This window comes from Comamonas sp. GW821-FHT11H03 (assembly GCF_058807955.1).
In genome coordinates, this window is record NZ_JBXARF010000003.1 from 272293 (window position 1) to 288911 (window position 16619).

The 16619-nt window shown below is 60.6% G+C and carries 13 protein-coding genes; 7 read left to right on the forward strand and 6 right to left on the reverse strand.

The features are described from left to right. Entirely contained in the window at positions 1-1344 is a 1344-nt protein-coding gene (locus AC1RTQ_RS09600) for a DUF3100 domain-containing protein (protein ID WP_492875242.1), read from the reverse strand. A gap of 177 nt (positions 1345-1521) precedes the next feature. Here AC1RTQ_RS09600 and AC1RTQ_RS09605 point away from each other — a divergent pair, with 177 nt between their 5' ends. From AC1RTQ_RS09605 to AC1RTQ_RS09620, 4 genes are all read left to right on the forward strand, one after another. Then, entirely contained in the window at positions 1522-2472 is a 951-nt protein-coding gene (locus tag AC1RTQ_RS09605; protein ID WP_492875244.1) for a LysR family transcriptional regulator, read from the forward strand. A 199-nt stretch (positions 2473-2671) separates the two neighbouring features. Then, the gene (locus AC1RTQ_RS09610) at positions 2672-3313 is read left to right on the forward strand and encodes a VOC family protein (protein WP_492875246.1); all 642 of its coding nucleotides are present in this window, start codon (positions 2672-2674) and stop codon (positions 3311-3313) included. Between the two features lie 107 nt (positions 3314-3420). After that, positions 3421-4488: an AAA family ATPase gene (locus AC1RTQ_RS09615; protein WP_492875248.1), complete on the forward strand. Its 1068-nt coding sequence runs from the start codon at positions 3421-3423 to the stop codon at positions 4486-4488. Further along, positions 4488-6344: a vWA domain-containing protein gene (locus tag AC1RTQ_RS09620; protein WP_492875250.1), complete on the forward strand. Its 1857-nt coding sequence runs from the start codon at positions 4488-4490 to the stop codon at positions 6342-6344. Before AC1RTQ_RS09615 ends, AC1RTQ_RS09620 begins: the two co-directional genes overlap by 1 nt. A gap of 9 nt (positions 6345-6353) precedes the next feature. Here the strand turns inward: AC1RTQ_RS09620 and AC1RTQ_RS09625 are convergent, their stop codons facing one another. Both AC1RTQ_RS09625 and AC1RTQ_RS09630 read right to left on the reverse strand, forming a co-directional pair. Beyond that, positions 6354-6755 carry a DUF4440 domain-containing protein gene (locus AC1RTQ_RS09625; RefSeq protein WP_492875252.1) on the reverse strand — a complete coding sequence of 134 codons (402 nt, stop codon included), beginning with the start codon at positions 6753-6755 and terminating at the stop codon, positions 6354-6356. Beyond that, positions 6752-8110, reverse strand: a complete 1359-nt coding sequence (locus AC1RTQ_RS09630; protein WP_492875254.1) for an MFS transporter — start codon at positions 8108-8110, stop codon at positions 6752-6754. The genes AC1RTQ_RS09625 and AC1RTQ_RS09630 overlap by 4 nt, the downstream gene beginning before the upstream one ends. 88 nt (positions 8111-8198) lie before the next feature. Here AC1RTQ_RS09630 and AC1RTQ_RS09635 point away from each other — a divergent pair, with 88 nt between their 5' ends. The 3 genes from AC1RTQ_RS09635 to AC1RTQ_RS09645 all read left to right on the forward strand — a co-directional run bounded on the left by AC1RTQ_RS09635 (position 8199) and on the right by AC1RTQ_RS09645 (position 11797). After that, positions 8199-9110 (forward strand): LysR family transcriptional regulator, encoded by a 912-nt coding sequence (locus AC1RTQ_RS09635; RefSeq protein ID WP_492875256.1) that lies wholly within the window; start codon positions 8199-8201, stop codon positions 9108-9110. A 196-nt stretch (positions 9111-9306) separates the two neighbouring features. Continuing rightward, a complete protein-coding gene (locus tag AC1RTQ_RS09640; RefSeq protein ID WP_492875258.1) occupies positions 9307-9663 on the forward strand; it encodes a zinc ribbon domain-containing protein YjdM in 357 nt (118 codons plus the stop codon). 763 nt (positions 9664-10426) lie between these two features. Further along, positions 10427-11797 (forward strand): MFS transporter, encoded by a 1371-nt coding sequence (locus AC1RTQ_RS09645; RefSeq protein WP_492875260.1) that lies wholly within the window; start codon positions 10427-10429, stop codon positions 11795-11797. A gap of 141 nt (positions 11798-11938) precedes the next feature. On the opposite strand, the gene AC1RTQ_RS09650 is transcribed toward AC1RTQ_RS09645, so the two are convergent. The 3 genes from AC1RTQ_RS09650 to lpdA all read right to left on the reverse strand — a co-directional run bounded on the left by AC1RTQ_RS09650 (position 11939) and on the right by lpdA (position 16611). After that, positions 11939-13540 carry an SEL1-like repeat protein gene (locus AC1RTQ_RS09650; protein WP_492875262.1) on the reverse strand — a complete coding sequence of 534 codons (1602 nt, stop codon included), beginning with the start codon at positions 13538-13540 and terminating at the stop codon, positions 11939-11941. A 486-nt stretch (positions 13541-14026) separates the two neighbouring features. Continuing rightward, entirely contained in the window at positions 14027-14503 is a 477-nt protein-coding gene (locus AC1RTQ_RS09655) for a GFA family protein (protein WP_492875264.1), read from the reverse strand. A 272-nt stretch (positions 14504-14775) separates the two neighbouring features. Beyond that, the gene (gene lpdA, locus AC1RTQ_RS09660) at positions 14776-16611 is read right to left on the reverse strand and encodes a dihydrolipoyl dehydrogenase (protein ID WP_492875266.1); all 1836 of its coding nucleotides are present in this window, start codon (positions 16609-16611) and stop codon (positions 14776-14778) included. Positions 16612-16619: the final 8 nt, after the last annotated feature.

The window sequence follows — 16619 nt, forward strand, 5'->3', positions numbered from 1 at the left end:
TTACAGCGTGTGGACAAAGGTCTGGGCGATCAGGGTCGCGGCCAGGAACACGCCGGCATTGGCCAGCAGAGAAACCACGACGATGCGCCAGCCCAGGCGACGGAAGGCCGGGATGTCCTTGGCCAGCGACAGGCCCGCGAACGTGAGCATGGGCGTGATCATGGCCAGGAAATTGACCTTGCCCGTCAAAGCTGCCACTTCGGCGGCATAAGGCGTCAGCGGGAAGGTCATGGCCATGGCGATAAACGAAATCCAGCACACGGCGGGAAGAATGCGGCGCGTGCCGACGTAGATCAGATCGCCGACAAACACGGCGGCAATGATGAGCAACACGCCGGGCAGCGCATCCATCACGGGCACCCCATGACCGATGCGGTTGCCGATCAGCACCATGGCACCGACCAGAAGCCAGGAGGCGAAACGCATGCCCAGACCCAGCGCAGGCACCGGCGCCTGCTCTTCGTCCTTGGCTGCCGACAGATCCACGGCCTGCTCCACCACGGCCTGCTTGCGCTTGCGGCCCAGAATCGGCTCCAGCCATTGGTAGGCACGCAGGGCCAGGGGCAGCGAGATGAACAGCGTCAGATACGTGCCCACCGTCGTTGCGATCAGGTTGGCGGCAGCGGCAAAAGTGGCGATCTGGTCGCTCATTTCGGGATGCTGGGCAGCGATCGCACCCACGGCGGCAGCCGTCATGCTGCCCGAACCCACGCCGGCGCCCATACCCAGGGCCAGTGGGTGGAAGATATTGAGGCTGGAGACAAAGCCGGCCAACAGCGAGATGAAGATGGCACCGATCAGCGTACCGGTGATGTACTCGGCCAGCACGCCGCGGCCTTCGGGCGAATCCATGCCGAAGCGCTCGCCGATGATGGCCAGACCCGGTTCACGACCGATGGAGAACGTCGCACCAATCGCTTCGCGCTTGATGCCCAGCAGCAAGGCCACCGGCATGCCCAGGGCCACGCAACCGACCAGATTGCCCAGCTCCTGCAACACCAGGCCCCAACCGACCTCGGCCAGCTTGGGCAGCGAACCGCCCACCAGCAGGCCCAGCTTGGCAATGAACAGAAACAGCGCGCAGGACAGCACAGCGGCGGCCAGATTCTGGCTGTACAGGCTCAGTTGCAGCAGGCCCGGCATGCGCTTGCGCAACAGGCCAAGCACCAGGCCGATGAGCAGCGCCCAGATCATGGGCAGCAGCACCACCTTGCCCACGCCCAGCGCAATGGGCAGCGGCCCCAGCCACTCGGACAATGCCGCAATCACCAGCGCCAGTGCAAAAACCTGCACCACGCTGCCCACATTCAACGCGGCCTTGGCCGGCTGCACCTCTGTACGCATCAACTTTCCTTGCGCACGACGGCCGCTGCCGACGCGCTGAAATAGCTTTGAACCCTGAAAATGGGCACGACCAGCCCAAGCTGGCGCTCACCCATGCGGGCGCTGAATATAACAATGCATTTATTGCATACGCATTCTTTTTCTGTTCTAAAAAAGTGAACATACGTATGAATACAGATGCAATTTGGCGACGACAATCGCAGCATGCCCGCCTTTCAAGACTCCCGCGCCCGCTATCTGTTTGAAGCCGTCTACTGCGGCTCTGTTCGTGCCGCAGCCGAAAAACTGGGCATCGTTCCCTCGGCCGTCAGCCGCCAGATCAGCCTGCTTGAAGAGGAGCTGGGCGTTGCCCTGCTAGAGCGTCATCGCAGCGGCGTGGTCCCCACCGAGGCCGGCCAGTTGCTGCTGGACTATCACCGCGAACATACGGCCCACCGCCACGACATGCTGGCCAAGGTCGATGCGCTGCGGGGGCTGCACAGCGGCAGCGTCAGCGTGGTCAGCGGCGAAGGCTTTGCACAGGAGCTGATCGACGGCCCGATACGCAATTTTCGCCAGCAATATCCGAGCGTCAGCATCTCGCTGGAAATCTACGGCACGACCGAGATCATGCGCCGCATTCGCGAGGACGCTGCCGAGATCGGCCTGGTCTACTACCCGCCCGCCGACAGCCACATCACCGCGCGCGGTGCGGCGCGCCAGCCCATGCATGCCATCGTCCACTCCCAGCACCCACTGGCCCGTGCTGACCAGACCTCGCTGCAAGAGCTCAGTCGATGGCCTATTGCCATGCTGCAAGGCGTGTATGGCATTCGCCAGCTCGTGGAATATGCCGAACACCAGGACAAGATTCACCTCAGCCCCGTCCTGACCAGCAATCTCATCAGCGTGCTGCTGGCCTTTGTCACCAGCGGCCAGGGCGTGACCCTGCTGCCGCCCTGCTCCGTCACGGCCGAGCTGGCAAGCGGACGCCTGCGCGCCATTCCCATTCACAACCCTGCCTTTCAGGATGCGGAGATGCAGCTCATCACCCGCACCGGCAGACATCTCTCGCCCGCCGCCAACCGCTTTTTGCTGTATTGCATGCAGGGCATTCAGGCGTTTCAAACCGACCAGCAGATCGCATAGTCAATGCCGATTGATCGAGATACTGCAATTTTTACATTGCCTCTCGTTCAAAGGAGACAAACCGCAGCCCTCATGCAGCAGCGGCAGCCCCAAAAGCCGTAGTGCCTGAGCAGAACAGCCGCGTTTGAGGCAGATCAACACAGACAAGCCTTCAGAGCCCTATCATCGGGAGGCCCTTGAATTCTCTGCGAAGCCTGCTATGTTTTTTGGAATCAGCCATCTTATTGTCCCTACCGCCGATCTGGAGCGCGCCGCCAAGATGTGGCGTGATGTGATCGGCTTTGCCGAGGTAGGCAGGGGCGATGGCTATGTGGACATTGATACCGGCAGCGCCACGCTGCGACTGGCGCAGGTGAGCCGGGTCGAATCCAGCCTGTCGCTGCGCCTACAAGTCAGCAAGGTGCAGACCACTTATGACACCTTGCTGGCCGCAGGCTGCAGCACGCGCTACGCGCCCATGAATACGCCAGAGCTGGAAGAAATGGCCTGCGTAAGCGATGGCGACAACCACTCCATCCTGCTGTGGCGGCCGCTGAGCGAAGACGAATGGGGCTTTGTGCCCGAGCTGCCCAAGCAAGGCGAATGGCTGCCCGAGGCCGAGGCCCTGCTCAAACGCCTGCTAGCCCATGTGCCCGCCCTCTTTCGCATGCTGGCGCGGCGCAAGACCACGCGGGTGATTGAGCAACTGGCGGCGGAGGCCAAAAGCCCTGTGACCTGCGACTGCGTGATCAAGGGCTATATCACCGCATCGGCCAAGATCACCCGTTTCAGGCTGGTGGAGCCGCTGCGCGCCGAAGGCATCAATCCTCAGGACTATCAAGCAGAGTTTGACTACGGATGAAATATGCCGCAAGCCCAATCCCACCAAGCCCTTCCAGCTATCAGTTCAGGAGTTTTCAACGCCATGGCGCAGATTGCGCTGGGCGTCTGCTTTAGACTGCCTGCAGCATGCAAACCAGTCTGGCTCTCACTCCTTCGCAACTGAGCGAATTTCTTCTCAACGTCGCCACCGTACGCCCCGTGTTTATCTGGGGTCCACCCGGAATTGGCAAATCGGCACTGGTACAGAACTTTGCGCAAAGCGTGGGACTAGATTGCGTATCCCTGCTGGGCAGCCAGCTCGCGCCAGAGGATCTGCTGGGCGTGCCCCAGATCAGCGACGGCGTGACCCGCTTCTGCCCGCCCGCCATGATTGCGCGCGAGCAGCCTTATTGCCTATTCCTGGACGAACTCAACGCCTGCAGCCAGGACGTGCAAAAAGCCTTCTACAGCCTGATTCTGGAGCGTCGCGTGGGCGAGTACCTGATGCCCGAGGGCTCCATCGTAATTGCGGCTGGCAACCGTGCTCAGGACTCGGCAATTGTGCGCACCATGTCCTCGGCGCTGATCAACCGCATGATTCATGTGCAGCTCAAGGTCAGCGCCAGCGAGTGGCTGCAATGGGCACAGCAGGCCCAGTTGCACACGCTGGTGCTCGAATATCTGGCCCAGCGCCCTGACCATCTGTGGAGCCAGCCGCCCAAGCATGAAGAGGCGTTTTCCACGCCGCGCTCCTGGCATATGCTCAGCGACGCCCTGCTGTCCTATGGCGACGATTTGAATCCGCACACGCTGGAAGCCCTGAGCAGCGGCTGCCTCACGCCCCAGCATGCAGCGCAGTTCAAGGCCTTTTACAAGCTGGCCGACGACCGCCACCGGCTGGACGCCATCTTCAAGGGCGACGCCAACTGGCCCCATGCGCCGCAGGACAGAGATGTGCTGTATTTCCTGGCCCAGGCATTCCGTGCGCGTCTGCTCAAGATCCTGCCCACCGACAAGCAGCAAAGCGGCGGCGAGTTGCAGCAAACCGTGCACCGCTCCAAGGCCATGCTCAAGGAGCTGGCCCAGATCAGCCTGGAAATGGCGCAGATCGTCACCTCTGAAAGCGACAGCCAGACCCTGCCCGCCTGGTATATGGTTGAAATCGTGCGCGACCTGCCACGCCTGGTGGAAGCACGCGAAGCGGCCAGAGCCTGATGGCCAAAGCCCCAACGCGCGACACCCCTGCCACCCAGGCCTATACGCAGGGCCTGGCCATGCTGCAGGCACACCCCATCTTTAGCGAACTCAGCCGCAGCCTGGGCTTTGTGCGCAGCGCCCAGTCATGCTGCCCTGCCCATGGCTGGGCGCAGGCCAGCCTCAACCACCAGCGCTTTACCGGCCAGATCGACATCCACCCCAAGCGCATGGCCAAACCCGAAGAATGGGCGTATTGCCTGGGGCGGGCAACGCTCAGCTACGCGCTGGAGCTGTTTCAGCGTGACCGCAGCCATTGGGCACAATGGAGCGCGGCCTGCGATGTGGTCACGACCCGCTTCATCCAGACCATCAAGCTGGGCCGTCCGCCCGAAGGCATGGAACTGCCCGACGGACTGCCCCAGCGCGACGAGGCCCAGTGGTATGTGCAGTTCTGCGAACAAGGCATACCTTCCTGGGCGCAGGCCCTAAGCCTGGCCGGTCCCGGCCAGGGCGGCGCCCACCCCAGCCTGGCCCTGCCGGAGCAATGGCCGGAGCCCGCATCCTCCACCAGCAAGCCGCTGCCCTACTGGCGCAGGTACGGCAACTGGCCCGAAATGTTTGCTGCGGGCCTGGCCCGCTCTGTGACCCAGTCCGTGGAAATGGCGGCGGGCGTGCGCCGCGAGTTTGGCCAGAGCCGCGCTGCCAGCAGCGCGCTGGACCTCGCACGCCACTGGTTCATGGACAGCTTTCCGCTGCTGGGCAGCATGGTCGCGGCGTTTGACATCATCGAGGACGCCAGCATCTGCGAGCGCGAGGACATCTCCGTCGCCGCCGTCGACGAGATGCTGCGCACCATCTACATCAACCCCGGCCCGCACCTGTCCGAGCTGGAGCTGCGTTTCGTCATTGCCCACGAAGTCCTGCATGTCGCCCTGCGCCATCTGCCGCGCCGGCGCGGGCGCGAGCCGTTTCTGTGGAACGTGGCCTGCGACTTCGTCATCAACGACTGGCTGATTCAGATGGATGTGGGCCAGCCGCCTGACATCGGTCTGCTCTACGACCCGGAGCTGCGCGGGCTCAGCGCGGAAGAGATCTACGACCGCATCACGGGCGATCTGCGCCGTATGCGCAAGCTGCGCACCCTGGCCGGTGGCCAGGGCGACATGCTGGAGCGCAATGTGGGCGGCCAGCGCAAGGCTGGCGACTACACCGATATCGACGAGTTCTGCCGCACCCAGTTAGGCAAAGGCCTGCTGCGCCATGAGCAAGGCGCACGCGGCCTGCTGCCCGCGGGACTGATCGAGGAAATCCGTGCTCTGCTGCAGCCGCCGATTGACTGGCAGGTGGAGCTGGCACGCTGGTTCGATCACCACTTTCCGCCCATAGAGACGCGGCGCAGCTATGCCCGCATCAGCCGCCGTCAAAGCGCTACGCCCAATATTCCCAGGCCCCGCATTCAAGCCGACAGCCGCTGGCTGGAAGGCCGCACCTTCGGCGTGCTGCTGGACACCTCGGGCTCCATGGAGCGCCATGTGCTGGCCAAGGCGCTGGGCACCATCGCAAGCTACGCCGACGCCAAGGATGTGCCCGCTGCGCGCTTGATCTGCTGCGACGCTGCCGCCTACGACCTGGGCTATCTGCCAGCCGCCGACATTGCCCAGCGCATCGCCCTCAAAGGCCGTGGCGGTACCGTGCTGCAACCGGGCGTGGATCTGCTGCTCCAGGCCGACGACTTTCCCAAGGACGGCCCCATCCTCATCATCACCGATGGCCAATGCGACCAGCTGCGCGTGCCGCGCGAGCATGCCTATCTGCTGCCTGCGGGCCGCAAGCTGCCGTTTCGCACAGCTGCGCCCATCTTTGTGATGGGCTGAGATTCAAGATCAAGCAATAGCTGTCTCGTGCAGCGCATGCCACAGCACGCCGCCAGCTGCGACTTCCAGAATCGCCGTGGAATAGCGCGCATGGCTAACGCCGGCCAGCATATGTGTTTCGCGGTAGCGCAGCGCGATATGTGAGCCCGCCTGCCAGATGGTTGTCAGCTCATCCACCACCATCTGCAAAACGGGCCTGCCGCCAGCAGCGCCCTCAAACATCTGCTGTATCTGGGCACGCGTCACGATCCGGCCGCCTGTGGTGACCATGCTGAAGCCTTCGGCAAACACCTGCATCAGCGCCTTGGTAGCGGCTTGGGCGGCTTCGCCCTTTTGAGTAAAAACGGTCTGGATCAGCGCATGCACATCGTTAATGCTTTGTGCGGCGGCTTTGAGGTTCTGGTCGTTCATGTCTGGCTTTTTTTCAAGGTGTGTAAACAGGTCAGCGGCAGCAGCCCAACCAGGGCGGCGACGGCGAAGCTTGCGTGATAGGCCGCCAGCGCACCGGTATGCGGCTGCAGCAGGTTGAAGATCATCAAAAACAGGGCCGCGCCCACGCTGAATGCCATCTGGCGGTTGATGTTCCAGACCACGCTGGCCTGGGGCAGTTTCGAGCCGTGAAAATCCATCAGCGCCGTGGTTTGCGCGGCATTGGCAGCCAGACCACCGCCCAGGCCCATCAGGGCATAGGCCAGCACCAGGGTTAGCAGATCGCCCGCGCTGTTCACTGCCATCAAGCAGGCAATACCCAGGCTGTGCAGCAGCAGACTGACCACAAACAGCGGCCTCGCCCCCACGCGGTTGTAAATGCGGCCACACATCAGCATGGCCAGCAGCGCGCCGCCGGCATAGACCAGCATGAACATGCCCGAGCGCTGGGCGCTCAGTGCCAGCAGGTCCTGCAGAAAAAACAGGCTCAGCAGATTGACACCGGTAAACACGCCGGGCACGGCGTAGTACACGGCCATGGACACCCGCAGGCGTGAGCTGCGCAGCAGGCGCAGCTCGACCACCGGGTCTGCCGCTTTGCGCCAGTGGCGCAGATAGAGCGCGCTGGCTGCCAGACCCAGCGCAAGACACAGCAGCGCCCGAACCCGGCCACGGCCTGCACCGTACAGCGACATGCCCATGAGCACAGCAGTCAGTGCCGTACCGATCAGCAGCAGTCCGGTCATATCGGGCTTGACAGCAACCGACGGCTCGAATGACTCTGCCGAATCGCGCACCCAGCACCAGGCCAGCAGCGCGGCAGCCAGAGCCAACGGAATATTGGCAAAAAACACCCAGCGCCAGGAACTGCTGTCCACAATCAGCCCGCCCAGCCCCGGTGACAAAGCCGGTGCAATCAGGGCCACGGCCATGACCAGGGTGGAGATGCGTGCACGCTCCGCCCCCTGAAACAAGGCAAAGGCCATGGCCTGCCCCACGGGAATCAACAGCCCGCCGGCCATTCCCTGCACGAAGCGCCAAACCACCACGGCCGTAAAACTGCCTGCCATGCCGCAAGCTGCCACAGCCAGTGCAAACACCAGCATGGAAACTGCCAGCAAACGCCGCGCGCCCCAGCGGCCGGCCAGCCACGTGCTGATGGGAATCACCAAGGTCAGGCCCAGGATGTAGGCATTGCCCACCCAGGCGGTGTCCAGGCTGGCTGTCGCGAACTCGGCAGCCAGGCGTGGCAAGGCGACTGCGGGCATGAAGATATTGATGCAGTCGATAAAAAACCCGGTCAAAAACACCAGGGCAATGCGGTAACGGTAGCTCATGTCTTTCCTTTGAGCTGCACATAGTAGGCAGCGCAGTTGCCCGCGTCGATACCGCTATGCTTGATACTTTGTTTGACCAAACTGAACAATGGCCGCCACCACAAGCACTGCCATCCACACCCAGCTTCACCGCGTGCAGACTTTTCTGGCCGTGGTGGAGCTGGGCAGCTACACCAAGGCCGCCGACTACCTGAACATCAGCAAAGCCATGGCCAGCCTGCATGTAAAGGCGCTGGAAGAAGCCCTGTCCATTACCTTGCTGGTGCGCAGCACGCGGTCGGTGGCGTTGACGGAAAGCGGCCAGCAGTTCTATGACGAGTTCAAGCAGATCTTCGGCCATATCGAAGCTGCATTTGACAATGCCCAGCACGGCAGCCGCCGCCTGCGCGGGCAGTTACGCATCAGCACCACGGCCGAGTTTGGCGAGCGCTATGTGCTGCCGCTGATCCCGCAGTTTGTGCAGCGCTACCCAGGCATTGCCATCAGCCACGATGCCAATTCCTCGCTCAGTGACCTAGTAGCCGAAAAGCTCGACCTGGTTGTGCGCCTGGGCAGCCTGGCCGATTCCAGCCTCAAAAGCCGCAAGCTGGCAGATTATGAAATCTGGCTGGTCGCATCGCCCCAGTTGACTGGCCTGCAAGCCGTGCAGCAGCCGCAAGACCTGGCCGATCTGCCCTGGATTGCCAACAGTAATCTGGACAGCCCCACGCACTGGGTGCTGGAAAGCGCCCAGGGCCAGCAGACCGAGGTGCAGGGCCGCACCGCCCACCAGTCCAATTCATCGAGCGCGATTCGTGCGCTAGCGCTGGCGGGCCTGGGTGTAGCCGTGCTGCCCGACTGGCTGGTGCAGGACGATGTGCGCAGCGGCCAGCTGCAGCGCGTGCTGCCCGAGTACGCCCTGCCCAACCAGCCGATTCATCTGGTCTTCCCCGGCAGCCGCCACCTGCCGCGCAAGACACGGGTGTTCATCGACTTTCTGGCCGAGCATCTGGTGCGTTGATTTCCCACAAAAAACTCAAGATAAAACAATTTCTGACGCTTACCCAGAAAGCGCTAGCAGCTATCAAAAACATAAAATTCATGCCATGCGGCTGCGCCCTAGCCTCAGGCATGGCCGTCTTGCAATCCGCACCAATCCGGGACACTACTGTTTAGCAGCTAGGCTTGGTGCTTACTCTTTGAACGGAAGCGAATCCTTGAGCACAGCCACCCTCCCCTCTTGCCCCCAATGCGGTCTGGACAACACCTATCCCGATGGCGATCTGCTGATCTGCCCCGATTGCGCCCATGAATGGTCGGCCAATGCAGAAACCATGGCCGATGAAGACAACGCCCCCCGCATCATCAAGGATGCTAACGGCACGCCGCTGGCCGACGGCGACAGCGTGCTGCTGGTCAAGGACCTGAAGGTCAAAGGTTCCTCTACCGTCATCAAAAAAGGCACCAAGATCAAAGGCATTCGCCTGGTCTATGACAACGGCGACCATGACGTGGACTGCAAGACGGATCAGGGTCCATTCATTCTTAAATCCGAGTTTCTGAAAAAGGCCTGACGCGGCATTCCCCATCGCTGAACCCAGCGATCCACCCAATGCCCGGAGCCATGCCGGGCGTATCAGCTTGCACAATGGGCCGGCTCAAAAGCTCTGGCAACCCGCTTGTGCAAATAAAAGCCCGACCAGCCCCTGCCCTGATCTCAAAGCGCTGGCCGTTACCAAAAAACAGACTCAGCCACATCCGCCATCCGCAAATGAAACGGCTGTCTGTCCCCGTGCAACTACAAGCTCAGGGCGGCATGACTTTCGATGGCGCAGGCCATCGCCGCGCAAAACTGCCGCCTCTTCCGCCGCCTTGCCACGGCAGGGCCGACCCTAAGGCTTACCCTCGGATGTCATGATCTGGCAATTGAATTGCGGCATGCGTTAAGTCCATTCAGGGCACCGGCCCTACATTGCCCCTCGAACTCCTTGATTTCTGCCCCTGCAGAGGTCAAGACAGACTGACGCATACCCCGTGCGCAGCCAGGTCCAGGCCATGAAGGGCAATAGCAGGAAATGAACCGGCAACTCGAAGGCAAGCAAACCAATCACTGGTCACAGTCACCGCACTGGCCTGGAGAGGTCCTGGCACAAAGACTTGGCAGTCTATGCATCACAGGCTTGATGCTGTTGGCCTGCGCAGTTCCCCCCGGCATCAAGACAACAAAAAGCCCTGCCTAGCCCTAGCACCGCGGCTTGCAGCGTCTACGTCGTGATGCTTGCAACTCGTGCAGCAAGGATCCGCCCCGTGCCCCATACCAACTTCCAAGAGACAAGCATGACCCCAAGCGCGACGACCATTTCGGGCGCAACGCCCAGGCAGGACACCAGCCATGACATCGATGCAGACAACGCGCTGTATGCCAAGGTCAGTTGGCGGCTTCTGCCCCTGCTGCTGATCTGCTATATGGTCGCCTACCTGGACCGCATCAACATCGGCTACGCCCAGATCCAGATGAAGCAGACGCTGGATTTCGGCGACGCCGCCTACGGCTTTGGCGCAGGCCTGTTCTTCATCGGCTACTTTCTGTTTGAAGTGCCCAGCAATCTGCTGCTGGAGAAGATAGGCACACGCAAAACGCTAATGCGCATCATGCTGGTCTGGGGCGTCATCGCCACGACAATGGCCTGGGTCTCCACTCCCATGCAGTTCTATGTCGCGCGCTTTCTGCTCGGTGCCTTCGAAGCCGGCTTCTTTCCCGGCGTGATTCTGTACTTCACCTACTGGTACCCCTCGGCACGCCGCGGCCGCGTGATCTCCATCTTTCTCTCTGCCGTCATGGCCATTGCGATTGCGGCCGGCCCGTTATGCGGCGCCATTCTCAAATATATGGATGGCATCGACGGTCTGCATGGCTGGCAGTGGCTGTTTCTCATCCAGGGCCCTCCTGCCTGCATTCTGGGTCTGATCCTCTACTTCTATCTGCAGGACAAGCCGAGCGACGCCGGATGGCTGACAGACGCCGAAAAAGGGCGCCTGCAACACAACATCGCCAACGACAGCAGCCAAGTTGCTCACCATGGCGGACACGGGCACAAGGCGGCCCACAGCAGCGCCACTATGGGCCAGTTGCTGCGCGACCCCAAGGTCTATGCCCTGTCACTGGTGTATTTCATGATGCACGGCGCCACCTATCTGTTTGTCTTCTGGATGCCCACCGTGATTCAGGGCCTGGGAGTGCAGGACGTGCTGCATGTCGGCATCTACTCGGCCATTCCCTTTGTTGCGGGCTTCTTCGGCATGATTGCCTTCGGTGCCAGCTCCGACCGGTTCCGCGATCGACGCTGGCATTTGTTCATCGCTTGCGGCATGGCCAATGCCGGCCTGATCGCCACCCTGCAGATGCACGGCCATCTTGAGGGCTCGCTGATTGCCCTGGCCTTCACGCTAATCGGTCTGGCGGCCCTGCCCCCGCTGTTCTTTGCCCTGGTCAGCGACTATCTGTCACCGGCCGTGGCCGCCGGCGGCATAGCGCTCATCAGCAGCTTGGGCAACCTGGGCTCGGCCGCCAGCCCCACGCTGGCCGGCCTGCTGACGCAATACACAGGCAACAAGCACTACAGCATCTATCTGGTGCTGGTCATGCTGATCCTCTCGGCACTGGTGCTGATGGTGGCGGTGCGCGGCGCAAAGACCAGGCGAGGCTGAGCCATGCTTTAGGGAGGAGTCCACTAGGTTAAAGCCGTGCTGGAAAGCTCCGACTGTCGGCTGACCTTCGCAGCGGTCGTTGACAACAGGTCGGCTCGCTGAGGATATGCCTGCGCGGAAAGCTCAGGTTTTTGTAAATGCCTATTCCGGAGACAAAACGGCGAACAGCTCCCGCCAATTCCCGGGCACGTGGCTGATCAGTTCTTTCAGCAGTACTTGCACGCGTTGTGCGACCTGGGAAACGCTCTCGCCTTCTGTCAAAGGACTATCACCTGCAATGATGCGGATATCTGCCTCGATATTGCCCATATCCGCCTCCCACCCGCTCGCCGATTCAAGGAGATAAAGCAAGTGATATTCGATTGAAAAGCCTGGCACCGTCGAATTACTCTGGCAGGCGTGGGACAAACTCTGGAACGTCAACATCAGGTCACGCCTGGAAAAGGTCCGACTTTCGAGGCTGAGTGACAGCTCTGATTCCTCAATAGCCTCGTAAGCCAACTCTCGCCAATAGGCTACATCGTGCTTTCCATCTGATTGAAGCATATGCAGGCTGGCATACGATGCCATCGCGTCCACATCATCGAACAACCGCGAAAGTACTAAGTCGCTACGAAAGTCGAATCCAAAAAAATAAATTACTCCGTCCAACACCAGCGATTCAATTCCACCTATGGCAGGAAGTCGCTCGCCGAACGTTAATACGCCCTTGGCTTCGGTATCGCCTGGTTCGCAGGCACGGCGCAACCATTCGACGGCTTCGGTCACATCGCCCTGCTGAAGAGTATGCAAGGCATCAAGATTGGATTGGGCTAGCTTGTTGCCTTGTGCTGCAGCTTTACACCACCAAGCAACGGCTTGTTCTTCGTCTTGCGCAACGCCGCGACCATCCATGTACAAGGAGCCTAGATTCGCTTGAGAAACAGCATGCCCTTGCTCCGCCGCTTTGCGCCACCACACTGCGGCCTGGGCTTCGTCCTGGGTCACACCTTCGCCTTGTACGTAGCAAGCAGCAAGACTCGCCTGGGCGACTGGGTCGCCTTGCTCGGCTGCTCTACGCCACAAGAGCAGGGCTTGAACGTCATCCCGGTCAACGCCTAGCCCTGTCGCGTACATATTGGCGAGATTGGTTTGCGCCTCCGCATTACCTTGTTCTGCAGCCTTGCGCCACCAGGCCACGGCTTGAGCATCGTCCTGCCTCACCCCCCTACCCAGCCTCAACATTCCGGCGAGATTGATCTGTGCGATAACGTGCCCTTGCTCAGCGGCTTTGCGCCACCAGCCTACGGCCTGCACATCATCTTGGTCAACTCCTCGCCCTGCTTCATAGACACCACCAAGCCAGCTCTGAGCGATAGGAAGTCCCTGGTCCGCGGCTTTCTGCCACCAAGTTGCGGCCAGGGCATCGCTTTGGGCCACGCCTTGGCCTGTTGAATACATGTACCCGAGATCGGACTGAGCTGCAACGTCGCCCTGTTCCGCAGCCTTGCGCCACCACGCCACCGCTTGTGCATCGTCCTTAGCTATGCCCAAACCATGCATATACATTGAGCCAAGAGCATGCTGGGACATAGCGTGGCCTTTCCTGGACGCTTTGCGATACCAAGTCACGGCCTTGGCATAGTCCTGTGCAACGCCATTCCCGTCCTCGTATCTACGACCGAGTTGATACTGCGCTTCAGCATTTCTGTCATTTTTTCCAAGGAGTCTAAGAAGACGGCTTAGCATATTGGCAAAGTCCAAAGTACATTTTTGATTTGATGCCCCAAGCTGGGGCAGAGGTGTCGGCGCGGCTGGTTGCTGTAGTGCAAGGCCGGGTTGCTGCTAAGGGTCAGGGAAGTACAGGCATTTCAATGCCATGCTTGTCTAGAAAGACAGATGGCTGCAATCGACCTTATATCTGTGAAGCAAACGGAAAGAAATCAGATAATTCTTAAAATTCAGCAATACCCATCCTCATGAATGCCAACGATGCACTTGCTGTGCAGGGGATCACTCGCAAAAGAAAAAGCAGGACTACATCAAAGCCTTCCCAGCTTTTCTGGACCTCTACAAACAAGAGGATCTATCAGCGGCCCCTATCACTTACCTCAATTAGGATTCAGAAGAGTTTTATCTTTCAATGAACGCCTCAAACTCCGCTGAGACTCAGCCAATAACCATCAGACACTGAAGTTCAGCAAAAAAGACCTCTGGCATTTATTTAGTAAGTTCTTATTGCTATTAGATTTACTCTTTGAGCTGTGCCTCGGTAAACGGATTGGCCTCATAACGCAGCCAGCCTGCCGCCACAGACTTGCCTCCAGCAGCGCCTGTGCGGCGGTCGTTGGGGTGCGAGCGCCCCTCGCTCACCACTACCTCGGCAAAGTCAAACGGGCTCATGCCCGCTATGCAAGCCACATTCACACCGTACTGATGCGGCGACGAGCGTCGCTGATGGAAGGTATAGATGCCGCAATGCTTGCAAAAGAAATGCTTGGCCTGCCCGGTGTTGAACTGATAGAGCGTCAGCGCGTCCTGCCCCTGCAGCACCTCGATTCCGCTCAAATCAGCCGACACCGCCACGGCCCCGCGCATGCGGCAAAACGAGCAATTGCAGCGCCGCACGGTGTTCAGGCCGTCGCTTAACAGAACGGTAAAACGCACTGCGCCGCAGTGGCAGGCTGCTTGGAGCGGTTGGGAAAAATCGAGACTAAGGCCAGGCATGGTTGCCTCCATCAAGGGGCGGTTGTGAGGCGAGCACTGAAATCAACAGCGTCCAATAACGGTCAAATCAAGCTCAAGCGCATATTTATCAAGCGCAAGCAGCTATGAAGTTTTGAAAATTTCCCGATCAGGAAATTTTTGACTTGTTGCAGTTGATTTGAATACATATTTCCCGTTCGGGAAATTTAAAGCGCAAGCAGCCATCAAAATAACAAAGGCAGCCCGAAGGCTGCCTTTGTTTTTGAACAGGTCCTGAGACCTGACCTCCACGCTTACTTGCGCGCAGGTGGCACGTCCGTGCAAGAACCGTGCGCCACTTCGGCAGCCATGCCGATGGACTCGCCAAGGGTTGGATGGGGGTGAATGGTCTTGCCGATGTCCACGGTATCAGCGCCCATTTCGATGGCCAGGGCGATTTCACCAATCATGTCGCCCGCGTGCGTGCCGACCATGCCGCCGCCGAGGATGCGGCCATGGCCGTGGGCTTCGGGGGAGTCGTCAAACAGCAGCTTGGTGAAGCCTTCGTCACGACCATTGGCGATGGCGCGGCCCGAGGCGGCCCAGGGGAACAGGCCCTTCTTGACCTTGATGCCTTGTGCCTTGGCCTGATCTTCTGTCAAACCCACCCACGCCACTTCGGGGTCAGTGTAGGCGACCGAAGGAATCACGCGGGCGTTGAAAGCGGCGGCAGCGAGTTCCTTGTTGCCTTGCAGCTCGCCAGCGATGACTTCGGCGGCGACGTGCGCTTCGTGCACGGCCTTGTGCGCCAGCATGGGCTGACCCACGATGTCGCCAATCGCGAAGATGTTGGGCACGTTGGTGCGCATCTGGATATCGACGTCGATGAAGCCGCGATCGGTCACGGCCACGCCGGCCTTTTCAGCGCTGATCTTCTTGCCATTGGGCGTGCGGCCAACAGCTTGCAGAACCAGGTCGTAGGTCTGGGGTTCTGGCACGGTGACACCGTCCTTGGCAGGTGCGAACGTGACCTTGATGCCTTCGGGCGTGGCTTCGGCACCCACGGTCTTGGTGTTGACCATGATGTTGTCGAAGCGTGGCGCGTTCATCTTCTGCCAGACCTTGACCAGATCGCGGTCAGCGCCCTGCATCAGGCCGTCCATCATTTCGACCACATCCAGGCGTGCGCCTAGCGTGCTGTAGACGGTGCCCATTTCCAGGCCGATGATGCCACCGCCCAGAATCAGCATGCGCTTGGGCACTTCCTTCAGGTCCAAGGCGCCGGTGGAATCGACCACGCGGGGATCCTTGGGCATGAAGGGCAGGTGCACAGCTTGCGAGCCAGCAGCGATGATGGCGTTCTTGAACTGAACGATCTTCTTGCTGCCGGTCTTTTCCTGGCCGGAACCGGTGGTTTCTTCGACTTCGATGTGGTTGGCCGAGACGAAGTTGCCATAGCCGCGCACGACGGTGACCTTGCGCATCTTGGCCATCTGGCCCAGACCGCCGGTCAGCTTGCCGATGACCTTTTCCTTGTGGCCGCGCAACTGGTCGATGTTCACTTCAGGAGCGGCAAACTTCACGCCTGCCACTTCCAGGTGCTTGACTTCGTCCATCACAGCTGCGACGTGCAGCAGGGCCTTGGAGGGGATGCAACCCACGTTCAGGCAGACACCGCCCAGGGTGGCGTAGCGCTCGACCAGCACGACCTTCAGGCCCAGGTCGGCTGCGCGGAAAGCGGCGGAGTAGCCGCCAGGGCCACCGCCCAGAACGACGACGTCGCAGTCCATGTCCACGGTACCGGCAAAGTTGCTGGCCACGGGAGCTGGAGCGGCAGCCACGGGGGCGGCCACAGGTGCGGGAGCGGCTGCGGCGGGCGCTGCTGCCTTTGCGGGAGCGGCGGCATCACCGGCTGCGGCTTCCAGCGACAGCACAATGGAGCCTTCGGCAACCTTGTCACCGACCTTGACCTTGATTTCCTTCACGACGCCAGCATGGCTGGAAGGAATTTCCATGGAGGCCTTGTCCGACTCCACGGTGATGAGGGACTGGTCCACGGACACGGTGTCGCCGGCGTTGACCAGCAGTTCGATCACGCCCACTTCGGCGAAGTCGCCGATATTGGGCACCTTGATATCGATGAGGCTCATATGCGCTC

Coding starts and splice junctions, on each gene's coding strand:
- AC1RTQ_RS09600 (WP_492875242.1), bottom strand. CDS start 1,344: ATGCGTACAGAGGTGCAGCCGGCCAAGGCCGCGTTGAATGTGGGCAGC.
- AC1RTQ_RS09605 (WP_492875244.1), top strand. CDS start 1,522: ATGCAATTTGGCGACGACAATCGCAGCATGCCCGCCTTTCAAGACTCC.
- AC1RTQ_RS09610 (WP_492875246.1), top strand. CDS start 2,672: ATGTTTTTTGGAATCAGCCATCTTATTGTCCCTACCGCCGATCTGGAG.
- AC1RTQ_RS09615 (WP_492875248.1), top strand. CDS start 3,421: ATGCAAACCAGTCTGGCTCTCACTCCTTCGCAACTGAGCGAATTTCTT.
- AC1RTQ_RS09620 (WP_492875250.1), top strand. CDS start 4,488: ATGGCCAAAGCCCCAACGCGCGACACCCCTGCCACCCAGGCCTATACG.
- AC1RTQ_RS09625 (WP_492875252.1), bottom strand. CDS start 6,755: ATGAACGACCAGAACCTCAAAGCCGCCGCACAAAGCATTAACGATGTG.
- AC1RTQ_RS09630 (WP_492875254.1), bottom strand. CDS start 8,110: ATGAGCTACCGTTACCGCATTGCCCTGGTGTTTTTGACCGGGTTTTTT.
- AC1RTQ_RS09635 (WP_492875256.1), top strand. CDS start 8,199: ATGGCCGCCACCACAAGCACTGCCATCCACACCCAGCTTCACCGCGTG.
- AC1RTQ_RS09645 (WP_492875260.1), top strand. CDS start 10,427: ATGACCCCAAGCGCGACGACCATTTCGGGCGCAACGCCCAGGCAGGAC.
- AC1RTQ_RS09655 (WP_492875264.1), bottom strand. CDS start 14,503: ATGCCTGGCCTTAGTCTCGATTTTTCCCAACCGCTCCAAGCAGCCTGC.
- lpdA (WP_492875266.1), bottom strand. CDS start 16,611: ATGAGCCTCATCGATATCAAGGTGCCCAATATCGGCGACTTCGCCGAA.